At 57.3% G+C, this 18,551-nt stretch carries 20 protein-coding genes and 1 riboswitch; of the genes, 14 read left to right on the top strand and 6 right to left on the bottom strand.

All coding sequences use genetic code 11. The features are described from left to right. Nucleotides 1-110: 110 nt before the first annotated feature. From modA to modC, 3 genes are read left to right on the top strand one after another with little or no spacing between them, the layout of a single operon-like run. Nucleotides 111-884, top strand: a complete 774-nt coding sequence (gene modA, locus GC087_RS16170; protein ID WP_324028703.1) for a molybdate ABC transporter substrate-binding protein — start codon at nucleotides 111-113, stop codon at nucleotides 882-884. Continuing rightward, nucleotides 881-1,576, top strand: coding sequence for a molybdate ABC transporter permease subunit (gene modB / locus GC087_RS16165; protein WP_054634292.1), 696 nt, complete (start codon nucleotides 881-883; stop codon nucleotides 1,574-1,576). The genes modA and modB overlap by 4 nt, the downstream gene beginning before the upstream one ends. After that, nucleotides 1,570-2,631, top strand: a complete 1,062-nt coding sequence (modC, locus tag GC087_RS16160) for a molybdenum ABC transporter ATP-binding protein ModC (RefSeq protein WP_054634291.1) — start codon at nucleotides 1,570-1,572, stop codon at nucleotides 2,629-2,631. The genes modB and modC overlap by 7 nt, the downstream gene beginning before the upstream one ends. Nucleotides 2,632-2,665: 34 nt before the next feature. On the opposite strand, the gene GC087_RS16155 is transcribed toward modC, so the two are convergent. Continuing rightward, nucleotides 2,666-3,484 carry a pyridoxal phosphatase gene (locus GC087_RS16155; RefSeq protein WP_263758902.1) on the bottom strand — a complete coding sequence of 273 codons (819 nt, stop codon included), beginning with the start codon at nucleotides 3,482-3,484 and terminating at the stop codon, nucleotides 2,666-2,668. A gap of 155 nt (nucleotides 3,485-3,639) precedes the next feature. Here GC087_RS16155 and pgl point away from each other — a divergent pair, with 155 nt between their 5' ends. Further along, complete coding sequence (gene pgl, locus GC087_RS16150) at nucleotides 3,640-4,638, top strand: 6-phosphogluconolactonase (RefSeq protein WP_006118499.1); 999 nt, start codon at nucleotides 3,640-3,642, stop codon at nucleotides 4,636-4,638. A 49-nt stretch (nucleotides 4,639-4,687) separates the two neighbouring features. Here the strand turns inward: pgl and GC087_RS16145 are convergent, their stop codons facing one another. Further along, nucleotides 4,688-5,164, bottom strand: a complete 477-nt coding sequence (locus GC087_RS16145; protein ID WP_033737738.1) for a kinase inhibitor — start codon at nucleotides 5,162-5,164, stop codon at nucleotides 4,688-4,690. Nucleotides 5,165-5,237: 73 nt separating this feature from the next. After that, nucleotides 5,238-6,530, bottom strand: coding sequence for an adenosylmethionine--8-amino-7-oxononanoate transaminase (gene bioA / locus GC087_RS16140; protein ID WP_006118501.1), 1,293 nt, complete (start codon nucleotides 6,528-6,530; stop codon nucleotides 5,238-5,240). An 85-nt stretch (nucleotides 6,531-6,615) separates the two neighbouring features. On the opposite strand from bioA, the gene bioB reads away from it, so the two are divergent. The 4 genes from bioB to bioD are packed head-to-tail and all read left to right on the top strand — an operon-like array spanning nucleotide 6,616 to nucleotide 10,205. After that, on the top strand, nucleotides 6,616-7,647 hold the full coding sequence (bioB, locus tag GC087_RS16135; RefSeq protein ID WP_058707651.1) for a biotin synthase BioB: 1,032 nt from the start codon (nucleotides 6,616-6,618) through the stop codon (nucleotides 7,645-7,647). Beyond that, nucleotides 7,647-8,798 carry an 8-amino-7-oxononanoate synthase gene (bioF, locus tag GC087_RS16130; protein ID WP_324028702.1) on the top strand — a complete coding sequence of 384 codons (1,152 nt, stop codon included), beginning with the start codon at nucleotides 7,647-7,649 and terminating at the stop codon, nucleotides 8,796-8,798. The genes bioB and bioF overlap by 1 nt, the downstream gene beginning before the upstream one ends. Continuing rightward, nucleotides 8,782-9,537, top strand: a complete 756-nt coding sequence (gene bioC / locus GC087_RS16125; RefSeq protein ID WP_324028701.1) for a malonyl-ACP O-methyltransferase BioC — start codon at nucleotides 8,782-8,784, stop codon at nucleotides 9,535-9,537. The genes bioF and bioC overlap by 17 nt, the downstream gene beginning before the upstream one ends. Then, nucleotides 9,534-10,205 (top strand): dethiobiotin synthase, encoded by a 672-nt coding sequence (bioD, locus tag GC087_RS16120; RefSeq protein ID WP_205949948.1) that lies wholly within the window; start codon nucleotides 9,534-9,536, stop codon nucleotides 10,203-10,205. Before bioC ends, bioD begins: the two co-directional genes overlap by 4 nt. Here the strand turns inward: bioD and GC087_RS16115 are convergent, their stop codons facing one another. After that, nucleotides 10,206-10,928 carry an ABC transporter ATP-binding protein gene (locus GC087_RS16115; protein WP_033737785.1) on the bottom strand — a complete coding sequence of 241 codons (723 nt, stop codon included), beginning with the start codon at nucleotides 10,926-10,928 and terminating at the stop codon, nucleotides 10,206-10,208. It abuts the gene before it with no gap. An 882-nt stretch (nucleotides 10,929-11,810) separates the two neighbouring features. Between GC087_RS16115 and uvrB the strand changes: the two genes are divergently transcribed. Then, nucleotides 11,811-13,832: an excinuclease ABC subunit UvrB gene (uvrB, locus tag GC087_RS16110; RefSeq protein WP_033737734.1), complete on the top strand. Its 2,022-nt coding sequence runs from the start codon at nucleotides 11,811-11,813 to the stop codon at nucleotides 13,830-13,832. Between the two features lies 1 nt (nucleotide 13,833). Here the strand turns inward: uvrB and GC087_RS16105 are convergent, their stop codons facing one another. Further along, nucleotides 13,834-14,739, bottom strand: a complete 906-nt coding sequence (locus GC087_RS16105) for a gluconeogenesis factor YvcK family protein (protein WP_006118508.1) — start codon at nucleotides 14,737-14,739, stop codon at nucleotides 13,834-13,836. A gap of 201 nt (nucleotides 14,740-14,940) precedes the next feature. Next, a riboswitch (molybdenum cofactor riboswitch) is annotated at nucleotides 14,941-15,074 on the top strand. Here GC087_RS16105 and moaA point away from each other — a divergent pair. The 5 genes from moaA (at nucleotide 15,063) to moaE (ending at nucleotide 17,761) form a co-directional block, all read left to right on the top strand. Next, entirely contained in the window at nucleotides 15,063-16,052 is a 990-nt protein-coding gene (gene moaA, locus GC087_RS16100) for a GTP 3',8-cyclase MoaA (protein WP_172912616.1), read from the top strand. Its footprint overlaps the riboswitch before it by 12 nt. A gap of 14 nt (nucleotides 16,053-16,066) precedes the next feature. Further along, a complete protein-coding gene (gene moaB / locus GC087_RS16095; RefSeq protein WP_006118510.1) occupies nucleotides 16,067-16,582 on the top strand; it encodes a molybdenum cofactor biosynthesis protein B in 516 nt (171 codons plus the stop codon). Nucleotides 16,583-16,584: 2 nt separating this feature from the next. After that, the gene (gene moaC / locus GC087_RS16090) at nucleotides 16,585-17,070 is read left to right on the top strand and encodes a cyclic pyranopterin monophosphate synthase MoaC (RefSeq protein WP_033737733.1); all 486 of its coding nucleotides are present in this window, start codon (nucleotides 16,585-16,587) and stop codon (nucleotides 17,068-17,070) included. Beyond that, nucleotides 17,063-17,308 carry a molybdopterin synthase sulfur carrier subunit gene (moaD, locus tag GC087_RS16085; protein WP_006118512.1) on the top strand — a complete coding sequence of 82 codons (246 nt, stop codon included), beginning with the start codon at nucleotides 17,063-17,065 and terminating at the stop codon, nucleotides 17,306-17,308. The genes moaC and moaD overlap by 8 nt, the downstream gene beginning before the upstream one ends. After that, a complete protein-coding gene (moaE, locus tag GC087_RS16080) occupies nucleotides 17,309-17,761 on the top strand; it encodes a molybdopterin synthase catalytic subunit MoaE (protein WP_033737732.1) in 453 nt (150 codons plus the stop codon). Here the strand turns inward: moaE and GC087_RS16075 are convergent. Next, nucleotides 17,758-18,543, bottom strand: coding sequence for an OBAP family protein (locus tag GC087_RS16075; RefSeq protein ID WP_006118514.1), 786 nt, complete (start codon nucleotides 18,541-18,543; stop codon nucleotides 17,758-17,760). The genes moaE and GC087_RS16075 overlap by 4 nt on opposite strands. Between the last annotated feature and the right edge of the window lie 8 nt (nucleotides 18,544-18,551).

The following is an 18,551-nucleotide window of genomic DNA, read 5'->3' as shown; positions in this document are numbered from 1 at the left end:
CGGACGTTGCTGTTTTACGTCCACGCTTTTCTTCCTCTTTTAATCATTTTGTCTGGCTGTCAGGCCGTTCGCTGTATTATTTTATATATAACGATCACTGGAGAAAAATCATGCGTTTAACCTTACTACGTTCCGCAACTGCCGCCGTAATGGCCCTGTCACTGGCCGTTCCGGCGCTGGCAGCCGATAAAATTACCGTCTTTGCGGCGGCCTCACTGACAAATGCGCTTAACGAGATTGCGGCACACTATAAGAAAACACATGGGACAGAGGTGGTGTCGTCATTTGCCTCGTCGTCAGTCCTGGCCCGTCAGATTGAGCAGGGCGCGCCCGCCGATCTGTTTATCTCAGCCGATCAGCAGTGGATGGATGATGCGGTCGCGAAAAAAAGCATGATCGACACAACCCGCTATACCCTGTTGGGCAACGATCTGGTTCTGATAGCGCCACGCAGTGAGAACGCCAGGCCGGTAACGATTAACGATAAAACCGACTGGAAACGTCTGTTGAAAGGCGAACGTCTGGCGGTCGGCGATCCCGATCATGTGCCGGCGGGCATCTATGCCAAAGAGGCACTTGAGAAGCTGGGTGCCTGGTCTTCACTGTCACCTGTGGTGGCGCGCGCCAACAATGTGCGTGCCGCCCTGGCGCTGGTGGAACGTAATGAAACGCCTTACGGCATTGTGTACGGCTCTGATGCGGTCGCCAGCCAAAAAGTCCAGGTGGTCGGCACCTTTCCGGAAGACAGCCATAAACCGGTCGAATATCCTGTCGCGATTGTTAAAGATCACGACAACGCGGCCGTTAAGGCTTTTTATAACTACCTGAAAGGGCCGGAAGCGGCCGCAGTGTTTACCCAATACGGATTCACGCCTAAAAAATGATACTCAGTGATGTTGAATGGCAGGCCGTGATGCTCAGCCTGCAGGTCTCCGGCATTGCCGTCCTGTGCAGTCTGCCCTTCGGCATCCTTATGGCATGGGTTCTGGTCCGCTGCCAGTTTCCGGGTAAAGCGCTTCTGGACGGTGTGATTCACCTGCCGCTGGTGCTGCCGCCTGTGGTGGTCGGTTATCTGTTACTGATTGGCTTGGGCCGACGCGGCTTTATTGGTGAAAAGCTGTATGAATGGTTCGGCTTTAGCTTCGCGTTTAGCTGGCGCGGTGCGGCGCTGGCGTCGGCGGTGATTGCCTTTCCGCTCATGGTGCGGGCCATTCGCCTGGCGCTGGACGCCGTGGATATCCGGCTGGAACAGGCGGCCCGGACGCTGGGCGCGGGCCGCTGGCGGGTCTTTTTTACCATTACGCTGCCGTTAACGCTGCCCGGTATTATCGTCGGTACGGTGCTGGCCTTTGCCCGCTCGCTGGGGGAATTCGGTGCCACTATTACATTTGTTTCCAACATTCCTGGTGAAACGCGCACGCTGCCGCTGGCGATGTATACGCTGATTGAAACGCCCGGGGCAGAAGGGGCCGCTGCGCGTTTGTGCATTATCGCGGTGGTGCTGGCACTGGCCTCCTTGCTGGTGTCTGAATGGCTGGCGCAATGGGGCCGGAAACGGATGGGGGCCGGATGCTGACGCTCGATTTCACACAACGGCTGGGCGAACACGAGCTGAAGATCAACGTGACGGTTCCCGCCAACGGCATCACGGCAATATTTGGCGTGTCGGGTGCGGGTAAAACCTCGTTAATCAACGCGATTGGCGGGCTGACCCGGCCGCAGCGCGGGCGCATTCAGCTGCATGACCGTGTGTTGTTTGACGCCGAACAGCAGATTGCCTTGCCGCCTGAAAAGCGCAACGTGGGTTACGTTTTCCAGGAGGCGCGACTGTTTCCGCACTATCGTGTCCGGGGTAACTTACGCTATGGCCTGGCAGCCAGTATGAAAGGGCAGTTTGACACGCTGGTGGACTTACTGGGACTCGAACCCTTACTGGACCGTTTTCCGCTCTCGCTCTCGGGCGGCGAAAAGCAGCGGGTGGCCATTGGGCGGGCGTTGCTCAGCGCCCCTGATATCCTGTTAATGGATGAACCCCTGGCCTCGCTGGATTTGCCGCGCAAGCGTGAGCTGATGCCTTATCTGCAAAAACTGGCAAAGCAGGTAGATATCCCGGTGCTGTACGTTTCTCACAGCCTCGACGAAATTCTGCAACTGGCTGAGACGGTGCTGGTTCTGGATCACGGTAAGGTGAAGGCCTTTGGCCCGCTGGAGCGGGTCTGGAGCAGCAGTGCGATGCGCCCCTGGCTGCCGGTCAGCGACCTGACCAGCGTACTGCGCGTTCAGGTGCTTGAGCATCATCCAGATTACCCGATGACGGCGTTATCGTTGGGCGATCAGCATATCTGGGTCAGTCGGGTAAATCAGCCGGTCAAAACGCCGTTACGGATACGGATTGCGTCGGCCGATGTTTCGCTGACGCTGCAACCGGCAAAACACAGCTCTGTTCGCAATGTGCTGCCGGCACAGGTGGTGGAGTTAATTGAGGTGGGCGATCAGGTGGAGGTTAAGCTGCGCATCGGTATCAGCGAACTCTGGGCGCGCATTTCTCCCTGGGCCCGGGACGAACTTAACATTCGCCCCGAGCAGTGGCTGTACGCACAGATTAAAAGCGTCTCTGTCACACCGGAATGACCCGCTGAAACCGTACTCACCGGGTCAGTGAAACTTACAGAACGAGCTGATAAAGCGTCTCGGCAATGCCGGTTTCCAGATTCGTACCGATGACCCTCTTCGCGCGGGCTTTAATGGCGTCATCCGCATTGCCCATGGCCACGCCCAGCCCCACCGTTTCCAGCATGCTCAGATCGTTGTAGTTGTCGCCGAAGGCAATGACGTCCTGCATTGTCAGCCCGACAGATTCGACCCACTGCGCCAGGCGCTTGCCTTTGCTGTTGCCGCCGCGGGCAACGTCGACCTGATCGTGCCAGGACCATTCGCAGGCCAGACCCAGCTCGTCTTGCGTACGCTGCGCAAACTGCTGCAACGCTGCTGTGTTGTCGTGAGACAGGGCAAACTTCCAGATCGACTGCGCCTCTCTGGCGGCCTGCGCCAGGCTGTCCACCTGTCTGAACACCGGACGCTGATGTGGAGGTAATGACTCACTCCATTTCAGCGTACGAATCACATGGCCGGTCGGCGTTTGATAGAGCATCGCATCGTCCACATACAGCAGACCGTGAATATGATGTTCATCCAGCATCTCGATCACACGTACCGCAACGTCGGTATCGAGCGGATCGGCAGCCAGGACTTTTTTCGCCGGATAATCGTACAGGTAGGTCCCGTTACAGCAGATGGCGGGCGTATCCAGATTGAGCGTCTGGTAGAAAGGATGAATGGCACAGTGATGGCGTCCGGTCACGATAATCACCTTGATGCCCGCTTTGCGCGCCTGGGTAATCGCTTCTGTGGATTGGGGCAGAATGGTTTTTGTCGGGGTCAACAGCGTGCCGTCAAGGTCGAGGGCGATTACACGATAGCTCATTAATCCTCTCATCTGGATAGGTTAGCGAAACAGCAAGTCTACACCTGACTGTGGCCCGGAAACAAAAATCAGGGCACAAATCATTCCAGCGAGACAGAAAAAAACGCGCTACAGTGACCTGCAGAACAACATGAGTCAGCGAAAAAGGAGAATACATGAAGCAGGTTGTCTACACCGCCAGTCCCGAGAGTCAACAAATCCATGTCTGGCAGTTGAACGATGAGGGCACCTTGACGCTACTGCAGGTAACGGATATCGCCGGTCAGGTTCAGCCTATGGTGGTCAGTCCGAAAAAAGATTTCTTGTATGTGGGCGTGCGTCCGGATTTCCGCGTGCTGGCCTTTCGTATTGCGCAGGATGGCACCTTAACGGAAGCGGGGCAGGCGCCGTTGCCGGGCAGCCCCACCCACATCTCCACCGATCACGCTGGCCGTTTCCTGTTTTGTGGCTCCTACAATGATGCCTGCGTCAGCATCAGCCCCATCGGCGCTGACGGTGTGCCCCAGGCTCCGAGCCAGGTGATCGACGGTCTGGCAGGTTGCCACTCTGCGAACATCGATAATGCCGACAGCACGTTATATGTGCCCGCGCTCAAACAGGATCGCATCTGCCTGTTTAACCTCGGGGCGGACGGTCAGTTAACGCCGCATTCCCAGCAACAGGTCACTACGGCAGAGGGCGCGGGCCCGCGTCATATGGCGTTTCATGCCAACGGCCAGTACGCCTACAGCGTTAATGAACTTAACAGCACGGTCGAAGTCTGGTCACTGAAGAATGCACACGGCAAAATGGAATCGGTGCAAACGCTCGATATGATGCCGCCTGATTTTACCGGTACGCGCTGGGCCGCCGATATTCACCTGACGCCGGACGGACGTTTCCTGTACGCCTGCGATCGCACCAGCAGCACCATTACGGTGTTCAGCGTGAGTGAAGATGGCGCGCTACTGACGGTGGAGGGGTTCCAGCCGACCGAAACGCAGCCGCGGGGCTTCAATATCGACCACACGGGCCAGTATCTGGTGGCGGCAGGACAGAAGTCGCATCACATTGAGGTATACCGCATTACTCAACCGCAAGGGCAACTTGAACCTGTCGGCCGTTATGCCGTTGGACAGGGCCCAATGTGGGTTGTGGTACATCAGCTGGCTTAACGTTCAGCGTTGCCGCTCCCGGGCGGGAGCGGCAGAAGAGCACGCGCAATCAGACGTAATGAACGGTCAATGACGCGCTGGCTAATACGTGAAAATGCACGTTGAAGCCCACCATCGCGCCGCTGGCACCTGCATCGACCTCAATGCTCTCCACATCCAGCGCATGGACGCTAAAAATGTAGCGGTGCGTTTCACCCGCCGGTGGCGCGGCCCCGCCGTACCCGGCCTGGCCGAAATCTGTGCGGGTTTGCACGGCACCTGCAGGTAAGGCGGCTTTACCGGAACCCGCACCCTGCGGCAGCGATGTGGTATCGGCCGGAAGATTGGCGACCACCCAGTGCCACCAGCCTGAGCCGGTCGGGGCATCAGGATCGAAACAGGTCACGACAAAACTTTTTGTGCCTTCCGGCGCGTCTTCCCAGGCAAGATGCGGTGACACATTTTCGCCCTGATAGCCCATCCCGTTGAAAACATGCTTTTCCGGCATTTTGTCGCCGTCGTGTAAATCCTGACTATAAACTCGCATCACATCTCCTTGGGTTTATGGTGACTGCGTCTTCATCTTAACCAAAACCGCCTGGACGTCCAGCCTTCAGGGCTCAACGCAGAAAATGGCCGGGGTTCGCCAGGGCTGCGGCCATGGCCTGGATCAGCGTATCCAGTGCTTCAGGCGCGATGATATAGGGCGGCATCAGGTAGATCAGACGACCAAAGGGCCGAATCCAGACGCCCTGACTGACGAAAAACTGCTGCAGGGCGGCCATATTCACTGGACGGTGAGTTTCTACCACGCCAATCGCGCCCAGCACACGAACATCGGCTACCGCTGGCGACTGGCGCAGTGGCGTCAGTCCCGCCTGAAGCTGACGCTCGATAGCGCTGACCTGCCCGCGCCAGTGGCCTTCCTGTACCATTTTCAGGCTCTCCGCCGCCACGGCGCACGCCAGCGGATTGCCCATAAAGGTTGGGCCATGCATAAAGCAGCCCGCCGGACTGCGGCTGATGGTATCGGCGACATCACGTGTGGTCAGCGTGGCGGCCAGGCTCATCGTGCCGCCGGTCAGGGCTTTGCCGACGCACAGGATGTCCGGTGTGATCGCCGCATGTTCGCAGGCAAACAGCGTGCCGGTGCGGCCAAAGCCCGTGGCGATTTCATCAGCGATCAGCAGGATGCCGTAACGATCACACCACTCGCGCACCTTCTGCAGGTAGCGCGGATGGTAAAAACGCATGCCGCCCGCGCCCTGTACGATGGGCTCCAGAATCACCGCGGCCAACTGATGCTGATGCTGTTCGATCAGCCGGGCGAAATCCTGAAAATCTTCTTCATTCCAGGCCGCGTCAAAACCACATTGCGGCGCCTCGGCAAAGTGGTGCTCGGGCAGATAGCCGCGCCACAGGCTGTGCATGGAATTATCCGGATCGCACACCGACATCGCCGCAAATGTATCACCGTGATAGCCACGCTTGAGGGTTAAGAACTGCTGACGCGTTTCTCCCCGACCCAGCCAGTACTGCAACGCCATCTTCATTGCCACTTCGACGGCAACGGAGCCGGAGTCTGCAAGGAATACGCACGCCAGCGCGTCAGGTGTCATCGCCACTAACTGACGACACAGCGCCACCGCGGCGGGATGCGTAATCCCGCCGAACATCACGTGGGACATCTGGGCCATCTGCTGCTGCAGGGCCTGGTTCAGGCGTGGATGGTTGTAACCATGAATCGCCGCCCACCAGGAGGACATCCCGTCTACCAGTGTGCGCCCATCCGCCAGCTGCAGCGTGTAACCCTGCGCCGCCACGACCGGGTAACAGGGCAACGGTTGCTGCATGGAGGTGTAAGGATGCCAGATATGCTGGCGATCGAATTCGGCGTCCTGAAGCGTAAACATCGTAGTTGTAAACCAAAATAAAAAGATTTAGTTTACAAGTATAACCACGTTAACTGTCGGGATGACACCTTTTTTGGAGTACGTAATGTCACAACGTTGGACGCTAGCCCAGGCACAGGCCCTGTTTGAACGCCCGTTTCTTGAACTGATGTTTGAAGCACAGCAGGTACATCGCCAGCACTTCGATCCGCGTCAGGTTCAGGTCAGCACGCTGCTGTCGATTAAAACGGGTGCCTGCCCGGAAGACTGCAAATACTGTCCGCAAAGTGCCCGCTACAAGACCGGGCTGGAATCAGAGCGCCTGATGGAGGTGGATGAGGTCCTGCGTTCGGCGCAAAAAGCGAAAGCGGCCGGATCCAGCCGCTTCTGCATGGGCGCGGCGTGGAAAAACCCCAGCGATCGCGATATGCCTTATCTGGAAAAAATGGTCGAAGGCGTGAAAGCGATGGGCATGGAAACCTGCATGACGCTTGGGACGCTGAGCGACAGCCAGGCCCAGCGTTTAGGTCGCGCCGGGCTGGACTTTTATAACCACAATCTGGATACCTCGCCGGAGTTTTACGGCAACATCATTACCACGCGCAGCTATCAGGAACGACTGGATACGCTGGGCAAGGTGCGCGAGGCTGGTATCAAGGTCTGCTCGGGCGGGATTGTTGGCCTGGGCGAAACGGTTAATGATCGCGCCGGGTTGCTGGTGCAGCTGGCCAACTTACCGACGCCGCCGGAAAGCGTGCCGATCAACATGCTGGTCAAGGTGAAAGGCACCCCGCTGGCAGACAATGACGATGTCGAACCTTTCGATTTTATCCGCACGATAGCCGTCGCCCGCATCATGATGCCTACCTCGCACGTGCGTCTGTCGGCGGGCCGCGAACAGATGAATGAACAAACCCAGGCGATGTGTTTTATGGCCGGGGCTAACTCGATTTTTTACGGCTGCAAGCTGCTGACCACGCCAAATCCGGAAGAAGACAAAGATATGCTGCTGTTCCGCAAGCTCGGACTGAATCCGGAACATACCCAGACCGCCCATGGCGATAATGCGCAACAGCAGCAGCTCAGTGAGCAACTGCTCAATGCCGACACAGAAAAATTCTATAACGCGGCGCTGTAATGGGCTGGCCGCAACGCATACAGCAGGCGCTCGCGCAGCGCCGTGCTGAAGAGGACTGGCGCGAACGGCGCGTGGTTGACGCCAGTCAGACGCGCCTGATCCGCTATGCAGGCCGGGATTATCGTCACTTTTCCAGTAATGATTATCTTGGGTTAAGCCAGCATCCGGCGGTGATTGCCGGATGGCAACAGGGCGCGGCACTGGCCGGGGCGGGGGCAGGCGCATCCAGCCATGTCACCGGTTTCCAGGCTCTTCATGCCACCCTGGAAGCGCAACTGGCCGGGTGGCTGGGTTATCCCCGGGCATTACTGTTTATTTCCGGCTTTGCCGCCAACCAGGCGGTCATTCACCTGCTCGCCGGGAAAAACGATCGCATTCTTGCTGACAAGCTGAGCCATGCCTCGTTGCTGGATGCTGCAAGTCACAGCCCTGCGCAACTGCGTCGTTTCGCCCATAACGATCCGGACAGTCTGGCTGTGCGGCTGAGTGCGCCCTGTGAAGGGCAAACGCTGGTGGTCACGGAAGGGATCTTCAGCATGGATGGTGACAGCGCGCCGTTACAGACGCTGGCGGCGCAGTCGCGTGAGGCAGGGGCCTGGTTACTGGTTGACGATGCGCACGGCATTGGCGTCACAGGTGAGCAGGGGCGCGGCAGCTGTTGGCAACAGGGCATTAAGCCCGAACTGCTGGTGGTCACCTTCGGTAAAGCCTTTGGCGTCAGCGGCGCGGCATTGCTGTGTGATGACGCGACGGCCGACTATTTTGTGCAGTTTTCGCGCCACCTCATCTACTCAACCGCCATGCCGCCAGCACAGGCCAGCGCGTTACTGGCCGCCCTGAAACAGGTGCAGGCAGGCGATGGACTGCGCCAGCGCCTGAGCCGCAACATTGCCCATTTCCGCCGGGGCGCCTCCTCCTTGCCCTGGTCGCTTATGCCGTCATCCAGCGCCATCCAACCGTTACTTGTTGGCGATAACGCCCAGGCGATGGCCTTGTCGGCCCGTTTAGCCGAAGCCGGTTGCTGGGTCAGCGCGATTCGTCCGCCTACCGTACCGCCGGGCACGGCACGTTTGCGCATCACGCTGACCGCCGCACATCAGCCAGACGATATTGATGTCCTGCTGGAGGCACTTCATGACGCTGCACATTGATAAACGTGCCGTAGCCAGAGCCTTTGGGCGCGCGGCGTCGTGTTACGACAGGCATGCCGAACTGCAACGGATCAGCGGGGATACGCTGCTGGCATGGGTGCCTGCTCAAACCGGTCCACAGGTGCTGGATGCGGGCTGTGGCACCGGCTGGTACAGCCGGCTATGGCGCGACCGGGGGAAACAGGTCATGGCGCTGGATCTGTCGCCGCAGATGTTGCATCAGGCCCGGCAAAACGCGGTGGCGCATCATTATCTGGCGGGCGACATCGACGCACTGCCGTTAGCCGATCAGAGCATTGACCTGTTATGGAGCAATCTGGTGGTGCAATGGAGCGACGATTTACCGGCCGCGCTCAGGCAGTTTACGCGGGTACTAAAACCCGGCGGCTGTATGCTGTTTTCAACGCTGAGCGCGGGATCGCTGCATGAGGTTCACGAGGCCTGGTCGCATCTTGACGCGCATGTGCACGCCAATCGCTTTCTGCCGGCGCAGGCGATCGCCGCAGCCTGTGCCGCACAACGGCTGCGCTGTCACGCGCAAACCGTCACCCTGCATTTTCCCGATGCGCTCAGCGCCATGCGCTCTCTGAAGGGCATTGGCGCAACGCATCTGCATGCCGGACGGGCCGATTATGTGCTGACGCGTCGCCGTCTGGCACAGCTTGAAGCCCACTGGCCACGGGACGAACAGGGTTTCCGCCTCAGTTATCATTTGATGTATGGAGTAAGTGAATCATGACACGCTGGTTTATCACCGGTACCGATACTGAAGTCGGTAAAACCGTTGCCAGTAGCGCCCTGCTGCAGGCGGCGAGCGCAGCAGGCTACCGCTGTGCGGGCTACAAACCGGTGGCCTCGGGCTGTACGTTAACCGCAGAAGGCATCCGTAACAGCGATGCGCTGGCGCTGCAACGTTACAGCAGTGTGCCGCTCTGCTATGAGCAGGTGAATCCACTGGCCTTTATGGAGCCGACATCGCCGCATATCGTCAGCGCAGAGGAAGGCAGGCCAATTACCTTTTCAACGCTATCGGCAGGGCTTCGCGAGCTGGAGCCGCTGGCTGACTGGATTCTGATTGAAGGCGCGGGCGGCTGGTATACGCCGCTGTCTGAGACGCAAACCTATGCCGACTGGGTTGAGACTGAACGGCTACCGGTGATTTTGGTGGTGGGTGTAAAACTGGGCTGTATTAATCATGCCATGCTGACCGCCGAGGCGATAAGGGCGCGTGGACTGCGACTGGCTGGCTGGATTGCCAATACGGTTCAGCCGCCCGGCCAGCGCTATCAGGCATACCTTACGGCCCTGAAGGAGCGACTGCCCGCGCCTTGTCTGGGTGTCATTCCCTGGTTAGCGGATGACAGCCAGCAGGCGGACTGTGGTCACTATCTGACGCTACCGGATTAATCACGCCATCGTCAGCCATTTATCGAGCGTACCGTCATCCAGCAGGGTGACGTTACCCTGCGCCACATTACGCCCGCGATGCAACAGCAAAAAGCTGTCAGCGACGCGCCGAATCAGGGAAACCCGCTGCTCCAGCAGCAGAATCGTCAGGCCGTAATCCCGGTTAAGACGCCGAATCAGGTTACCCATCTCTTCTTCCAGCCAGGGCGCCATGCCATCGGCGGGCTCATCCAGAATCAGCAGGCGTGGCTGTAATACCAGCGCGCGGGCAAGGGCCAGTTGCTGCTGCTGGTAAACCGGCAAATCCCCGCTGCGCTGTTGACGCAGTGAATAGAGAGCCGGCAGAAGATCAAAAATCATTTCCGGAATAGGCCGGTGATTTTCGCGCGATTCAGCGCCTGCCAGCAGGGCAATCAGTAAGTTATCTTCTACGCTCATCTGTGTGAAAATATGTCGTCCCTGTGGCACGTAACCAATGCCCTGACGTGCACGTTGATCGGCAGGCTGCGACAGCAGGTCCTCTGGCGGCGAGCCATCCTGCTGCCAGCTAATCGTGCCGCTGTTGATGGGAAGCTTACCCATGATGCAGTTCACCAGCGTGGTTTTTCCCATGCCGGGACGTCCCAGTATGCCGGTACAGGTGCCGGGGGGCAGGTCAAGGTCCACATTCCAGAGAATATGATTTTTTCCGTAAAACTGATTCACCGACCGTAAACTTAGCATCTGACGCGCTCCTTCCAGATAATTAACCTGAATGTTTTGCTGCTCATAACGGGTAAATCGCACTACCAGAATAGCAGGGCTATGGCTGCTGCTGTGGCGCATGACATCCTGATCACAGAGCATGCAATTACCGGGCCAGAGTCGGAGTGAACGAAGTTTGCGCGCTTAACATGCGGAATTTTGACGGTTTAAATATAAGTAAAAGTGAACAATTGACGGGCGGGACGACTGCGTAGCGCGATGAGGGTGCAGGAAAAATGAGCGTCAGGTGCAGTTGCCCATAAATGGCGCAGGCAGTCTGCTGTAAAAAACAGCAACCTGAAAAGCCAGACGATCAACGTTGAATGCGCGCCATGCATCGCGCTAAAACAACGCTATTGGCGTTAAAAATTTCGCTAAAAAAAATTTTTTTTCATCAAAACGCGGCGGCAGAAAAAATTATGCACAGCCGATATTCCAAGGCCTCTCATCAGTTATCCACTATTCCTGTGGATAACCTTGTGCATTAGATAATGAAAACAGGTTAGAAGCGAGGAAATACGCGGCCTGGTCACGTAATGATGACAATCTGGGCTTTTTTTACTTACTATTAAAAATCAGTGTGTTAGTAAAAAACAAGCCTGCCGGATTGGACGCGATTCATCAAACTGCAATTTTATGACACAGGCTTGACAAATGTTAAATCAATACGTGGCTTGGGGATAACCTTGCGCAACAAAAACGGGTGTTTGCCTGGGCAAAAGTGCCAGAGTCAAGTAAAACCTGGCGACAATACTGTGTATCATCACTGGTATTATATCCAGTATTTTTTTCTGGCAAAATTGCCATAGCAGAGTAAAATAATGGGCTGCCCGCCGTCTTTCTTCTGCAGGAACCGCATTCATGAGTAAAGATTTTAAACTGAACTCCGCTTTCAAGCCTTCTGGCGATCAGCCGGAAGCGATCCGCCGTCTGGAAGCCGGACTGGAAGACGGCCTGGCGCACCAGACGCTGTTAGGCGTAACCGGATCGGGTAAAACCTTTACCGTTGCTAACGTTATTGCCGACCTGAATCGTCCTACCATGGTGCTGGCTCCTAATAAGACGCTGGCGGCGCAACTGTATGGCGAGATGAAGGAGTTCTTTCCCGAAAACGCCGTAGAGTTTTTTGTCTCGTACTATGACTACTACCAGCCCGAAGCTTACGTGCCCAGTTCGGATACCTTTATTGAAAAGGATGCGTCGGTGAACGAACATATCGAGCAAATGCGCCTCTCCGCGACGAAAGCGTTGCTGGAACGGCGCGACGTGATTGTCGTGGCCTCCGTGTCTGCCATCTACGGCCTGGGCGATCCCGATCTGTATCTGAAAATGATGCTGCACTTAACGCGCGGCATGATTATCGATCAGCGCAGCATCCTGCGTCGCCTGTCGGAGTTACAGTACACGCGTAACGATCAGGCGTTTCAGCGCGGGACGTTCCGGGTCCGGGGCGAAGTCATTGATATCTTCCCGGCCGAATCTGACGATATGGCCCTGCGGGTTGAATTATTCGATGAAGAGGTGGAGCGGCTGTCCCTGTTTGACCCGCTTACCGGTCAGGTCGAATCGGTGGTGCCGCGCTTTACCATTTACCCTAAAACGCACTACGTTACGCCACGTGAGCGTATCCTGCAGGCCATGGAAGACATCAAGGTTGAACTGGCCGAACGGCGCAAGATCCTGCTGGAAAACAACAAACTGCTGGAAGAGCAGCGTATTACCCAACGGACGCAGTTTGACCTCGAAATGATGGGGGAGCTGGGATACTGCTCTGGTATCGAAAACTACTCCCGCTATCTGTCTGGCCGCGGACCGGGGGAAGCACCGCCGACCTTATTTGACTATCTGCCGGCGGATGGCCTGCTGGTCGTCGATGAGTCGCACGTAACCATTCCGCAGATTGGCGGCATGTACCGCGGGGACAGGGCGCGTAAAGAGACGTTAGTCGAATATGGCTTCCGCCTGCCTTCGGCGCTGGACAACCGCCCCATGAAGTTTGAAGAGTTCGAGGCGCTGGCCCCTCAGACCATTTATGTCTCCGCCACGCCAGGCAAATACGAGCTGGAAAAATCGGGCGATGAGGTGATCGATCAGGTGGTGCGTCCGACGGGGCTGCTGGATCCGATCCTTGAGGTGCGGCCCGTGGCGACTCAGGTGGACGATTTGTTGTCAGAGATCCGCCAGCGCGTTAACGTCAATGAACGCGTACTGGTCACGGTGCTCACCAAACGTATGGCCGAAGACCTGACGGAGTACCTGGAAGAACACGGTGAAAAGGTGCGCTATCTGCACTCTGACATCGATACCGTCGAGCGCATGGAAATTATTCGCGACCTGCGCCTGGGCAAATTTGATGTGCTGGTGGGCATCAACCTGCTGCGTGAAGGGCTGGATATGCCGGAAGTCTCGCTGGTGGCCATTCTGGATGCCGATAAAGAGGGCTTCCTGCGTTCCGAGCGCTCCCTGATCCAGACCATCGGGCGCGCTGCACGTAACATCAATGGTAAAGCGATCCTCTACGGCGATAAGATCACGCCTTCCATGGCGCGCGCCATTGAAGAAACCGAGCGCCGTCGTGAGAAGCAGCAGCGCTACAACGAAGAGAATGGCATCGTACCGCAGGGCCTGAATAAGAAAATCACCGATATTCTGGAACTGGGCAATAACGTGGTGAAAACGCGGGGTAAAGCCAAACCCGGCAAGCGCAACGCCGCCGAGACAGAGACGGATTACCTGGCGTTGTCACCGCAGGCGTTGCAGAAAAAGATTCACGAACTGGAAGGGCAGATGCAGCAGCATGCGCAAAACCTGGAGTTCGAACAGGCTGCTGGCCTGCGCGATCAGCTCCAGGAACTGCGCACCTTGTTTATCGCGGTGTCCTGAGTCAGTTAAACCGCTGGATGGCGTGCTCCAGCGCGCCGCGCAGCAGCTGGCGGTCGTGACGATATTTAATATCTGCGGCCTCCAGTGGCTCCTGGATGATCAGGCGGTTGTCGATCAGACTGACGTCCGTGGCCGGTCCGACAACCACGGCGTCGATGACCCGTTTACCAATCGCCTCTTCCATTATTCTCAGCTTATCCGCCACGGTCAGCGCCGCCGCCGCCGGACTGAGTTCACGGCCCAGGTTGCCGATAAACACCATGTTCGCGGGCGTGCGGCGCAGCGCCTGCGCCATCTCTTTCATTAACAGAATGGGCATCAGGCTGGTGTAGAAGCTGCCTGGCCCAATCAGAATCAAATCGGCTTCTGCAACGGCATCGAGCGCTTCGCGCGTCGGTTGCACCACAGGATGCAGCATTAACGCCTGTGGTGGTGCGCGCATCTCATCGATGGCGGTTTCACCATAAACGGCATTGCCTTCGTCATCCGTTGCCATCAAATCCACCGGATGTTCAGACATCGGGATTAAAAACGCGTCAACTTTTAGCAGATTTCGGATGATATTGACCACTTCCAGCGGACGCACGCTCAGATGATCCAGCGCTTTCAGTATTAGATTGCCCAGATTGTGCCCGGCCAGTTCGCCATTGCCGGTAAAGCGGTATTCGAACATCGCGGACGCGACGCTGGGCTCGGTAATCAACTGGTTAATGCAGTTGCGCAAATCGCCCCAGGCAATACCGCCTTCAGCCCGACGGATGCGGCCGGTGGAGCCACCGTTATCAGTGGTGGTAACGATGCCGGTCAGGCGCGAACCCAGTGGTGACAAGGCCGACATCACGCGACCTAATCCATGTCCGCCGCCCAGTGCCACGACGCGATCCAGGTCCGCCAGTGTTCGATTCATATTTCTCCTTTTTCGCGTCTGCAGAGGCGTGAAACGCGCAGGGTGCAGACGAGGATGATGTGTGTCAGTTTATGACCGGCAGTTTACCGTATCCCGGGCGCGAAATACGGTGAAAGTTAACGTTACTGCGCACACAGAGTAAAAGCCGTGGATGGCGCATTTACCCTAATCGCGCTACCATCTGTATACCGCGTTAATCAGCCGGTTAACGTACACTCAAGCCTGAATGCCTACGTCTGCGGATAGGGGATTCAGGCCGTAGCCTCCGCGCTGCCAGGGTGCAGGAAGAAATGACTGCATCTCCCGAACTGGAAAGGTGTTCTCTGGTGTCACAATTTACTGATGCATTTGCGCGTAAGTTTTATTACTTGCGCCTCTCGGTCACGGATGTCTGTAATTTCCGTTGTACCTATTGCCTGCCGGAGGGTTATCAGCCAAACGGTATCCGCAATAAAAGCTTTCTCTCACTGGATGAAATTCGCCGTGTCACGCGCGCCTTTGCGGCGGCGGGCACTGAAAAAGTGCGTCTGACCGGCGGTGAGCCCTCTTTACGTCGTGATTTCACCGACATTATCGCCGCGGTTAACGAAAATGCTGCGATTCGCCAGATTGCGGTCACCACCAACGGCTACCGACTGGCGCGCGATGTTAAGCAGTGGCGCGACGCGGGACTGACCGCGCTGAACGTCAGCGTGGACAGCCTTGATGCACGTCAGTTTCATGCGATTACCGGTCAGGACAAGTTCCACCAGGTGATGGCCGGGATTGACGCGGCTTTTGAGGCGGGTTTTAGCCAGGTCAAAGTCAACAGCGTGCTGATGCGCGATGTCAACAGCCACCATCTGGCGACCTTTCTTGACTGGATCCGTACGCGTCCCATCCAGCTGCGTTTTATCGAACTGATGGAAACCGGCGAGGGCGGTGCGCTGTTTCGCCAGCAGCATGTCTCGGGCGAAGTTATCCGCGATCAGCTGATTGCTCAGGGCTGGCAGCGTCGTATCAGCGGCCGCAGTGATGGCCCGGCCCAGGTGTTTTATCATCCGGATTACGTTGGTGAAATCGGGCTGATCATGCCGTATTCCAAAGATTTCTGCGCCAGCTGCAACCGTCTGCGGGTTTCCGCACAGGGAAATTTGCATCTCTGCCTGTTTGGCGATGGCGGGATTCCTTTACGCGATCTGCTGGCCTCTGACGACCAGCAAGATGAACTTCAGGCACGCATTGCCAGCAGCCTGGGCCAGAAGAAGCAGACGCATTTCCTGTTACAGGGAAATACCGGTATTACACAAAATCTTTCTTATATTGGCGGTTAACTGCAGGAGCAGACATGGGCAAATCAGCCAGCACGTTTCAACCGTTACAGCTCGCTATGCTGACGGTCTCTGACAGCCGTGATGCCAGCAGCGATACCTCCGGCGATTATCTGCGTGAAGCGGCAGCCGAGGCGGGCCACAGCGTGATCGATCACGCCATTGTTCCCGACAATGTTTACCGTATTCGCGCGATTGTGTCGCGCTGGATCGCCAGTGAAGATGTCCAGGTGGTCATTATTAATGGCGGCACCGGCTTCAATGCGAAAAACAGCACGCCTGAGGCGCTGCTGCCGTTGTTCGATCGGGAGATTGACGGCTTTGGCGAGCTGTTCCGCATGGTGTCTTACGAAGACATTGGCGGCTCGACATTGCAGTCCCGTGCGGTGGCCGGTCTGGCTAACCAGACGTTGATCTTTGCGGTCCCGGGCTCAACGTCAGCCTGTACCACCGCGTGGGAACGCATCATCGCTGACCAACTGGATGCGCGTACGCGTCCCTGCAATTTTGTCACTCATTTAAAGAAGCTTTAAGCATGTCACAACTTACCCACATCAACGCCGCGGGCGAAGCCCACATGGTGGATGTTTCCACCAAAGACGATACGGTACGCGAAGCGCAGGCCGACGTGCTGGTACTGATGAAGCCAGAAACGTTACAGATGATCATGGAAGGCCGTCACCACAAGGGTGATGTGTTCGCCACAGCGCGCATTGCCGGTATTCAGGCGGCAAAACGCACCTGGGAACTGATCCCACTCTGTCATCCGCTTATGCTGAGCAAAGTGGAGATCAACCTGGTCGCGGAACCCGAATTGAATCGGGTTCGCATCACCTCGCTGTGTCGGCTGACGGGGAAAACCGGGGTAGAAATGGAAGCCCTGACGGCGGCTTCCGTGGCGGCGCTGACCATCTATGACATGTGCAAAGCCGTCCAGAAAGATATCGTGATTGATCGGCTGCGCCTGCTGCATAAAAGCGGCGGCAAAAGCGGCGATTTTCAGGCGGCAGCCCATGATTAAGGTGCTGTTTTTTGCGCAGGTGCGGGAGCTGGTGGGCACGGACTCGCTGACGCTGGCCGCCGACTATCCCGACGTCGCGGCGCTGCGGACAGCGTTGTCTCAGCAGGGCGAACGCTGGGCGCTGGCGCTCGACAGCGAACGATTACTGGCGGCGGTTAACCAGACGCTACGCCCCATGACGCACCCTTTACAGGACGGCGATGAAGTCGCCTTTTTCCCACCCGTTACCGGAGGATAAATGGACACGCAAATTCGGGTCGGTCCCGCGCCCTTTGCGATGGCGCAGGAATACCAGTGGCTGGCAGGGTGCGACGAAGACGGCGCGGTTGTCACGTTCACGGGCAAAGTGCGCAATCACAACCTGGGCGATGATGTTGCGGCCCTGACGCTGGAACATTATCCCGGTATGACCGAGAAGGCGCTGCAGGAAATTACTGACGAGGCGCGCCAGCGCTGGCCGCTTCAGCGCGTCTCTGTCATCCACCGCATTGGTGAACTGTTTCCCGGCGATGAGATTGTCTTTGTCGGCGTCACCAGTGCGCACCGCAGCAGCGCCTTTGCCGCTGCGGAATTCATCATGGATTACCTGAAAACCCGCGCCCCGTTCTGGAAACGGGAAACCACCGGGCAGGGCGATCGCTGGGTCGATGCACGCAGCAGCGATCACGAGGCTGCGCAGCGCTGGGATTAAGGCGTACCACGCTGTTCGGCGGGAGCAAACTGCGTGTTGCCGTGCGCGTGTTCACCGCCGCCTTGTCCTCGCCGAAGCTGAATAACGTCACCGTCCTGCCAGGCATTGGCGCCGGGCACCACGGGATGTGCGACGATATCCGCCCGTTCAGCACGAATTTTTTGACTGTCGATGTCAAAACGGCGGTCGCGATCGGCCAGCAAGCGCGCATCCATTTGCCCGTCGGCGGTAAAGCCCATCATCAGCGCCGGAATGCCAATGGGCAGTTGCTTGTCGCGGTCGGTGTGCCAGGTATGCCAGGTTTTCCCGTACGTGTTGACGATGCGCGTCATCAGCGCTTTTTCTGCGACGGCCGGCAGGCCGGGCGCGACCAGTGAACCGGATTTCACCTCGTACTGATGACTGTGCCACAGTTTTTTCTCTTCGGCGGGCAGGGTGCGGTACAGGCGCTCACTGATAATATATTCCACGCCCATCAGGCGCGCATCGCGCGTATTACCGTCATAAATCACCGCCTGCATCACATCATCATTCAGGACCGTCACATAGTGATGGGCTTCCATCTGGCCGTTCTTGTCGCCGTTATAGAAATGAAAACCATCCAGATAGGCATTGATTGCATCAATGGGCGGGCGGGACTGCAGCACGGCCGCGCCGCTGTCCAGCGCTTTTAGCGTCGGTGAAGTGGGGGCGCCCGGCGAACTGACCTGAGCCGGTGTGTTATTGCCGCCGCAGCCGGCCAGCAGCAGGCTCAGTGCGATAAGTGTCCAGCGTTTTGACATAAAACATC

The organism is Pantoea sp. JZ2 (assembly GCF_035191405.1).
GTDB lineage: Bacteria > Pseudomonadota > Gammaproteobacteria > Enterobacterales > Enterobacteriaceae > Pantoea > Pantoea stewartii.
This window is presented reverse-complemented; position numbering and strand designations above follow the sequence as displayed.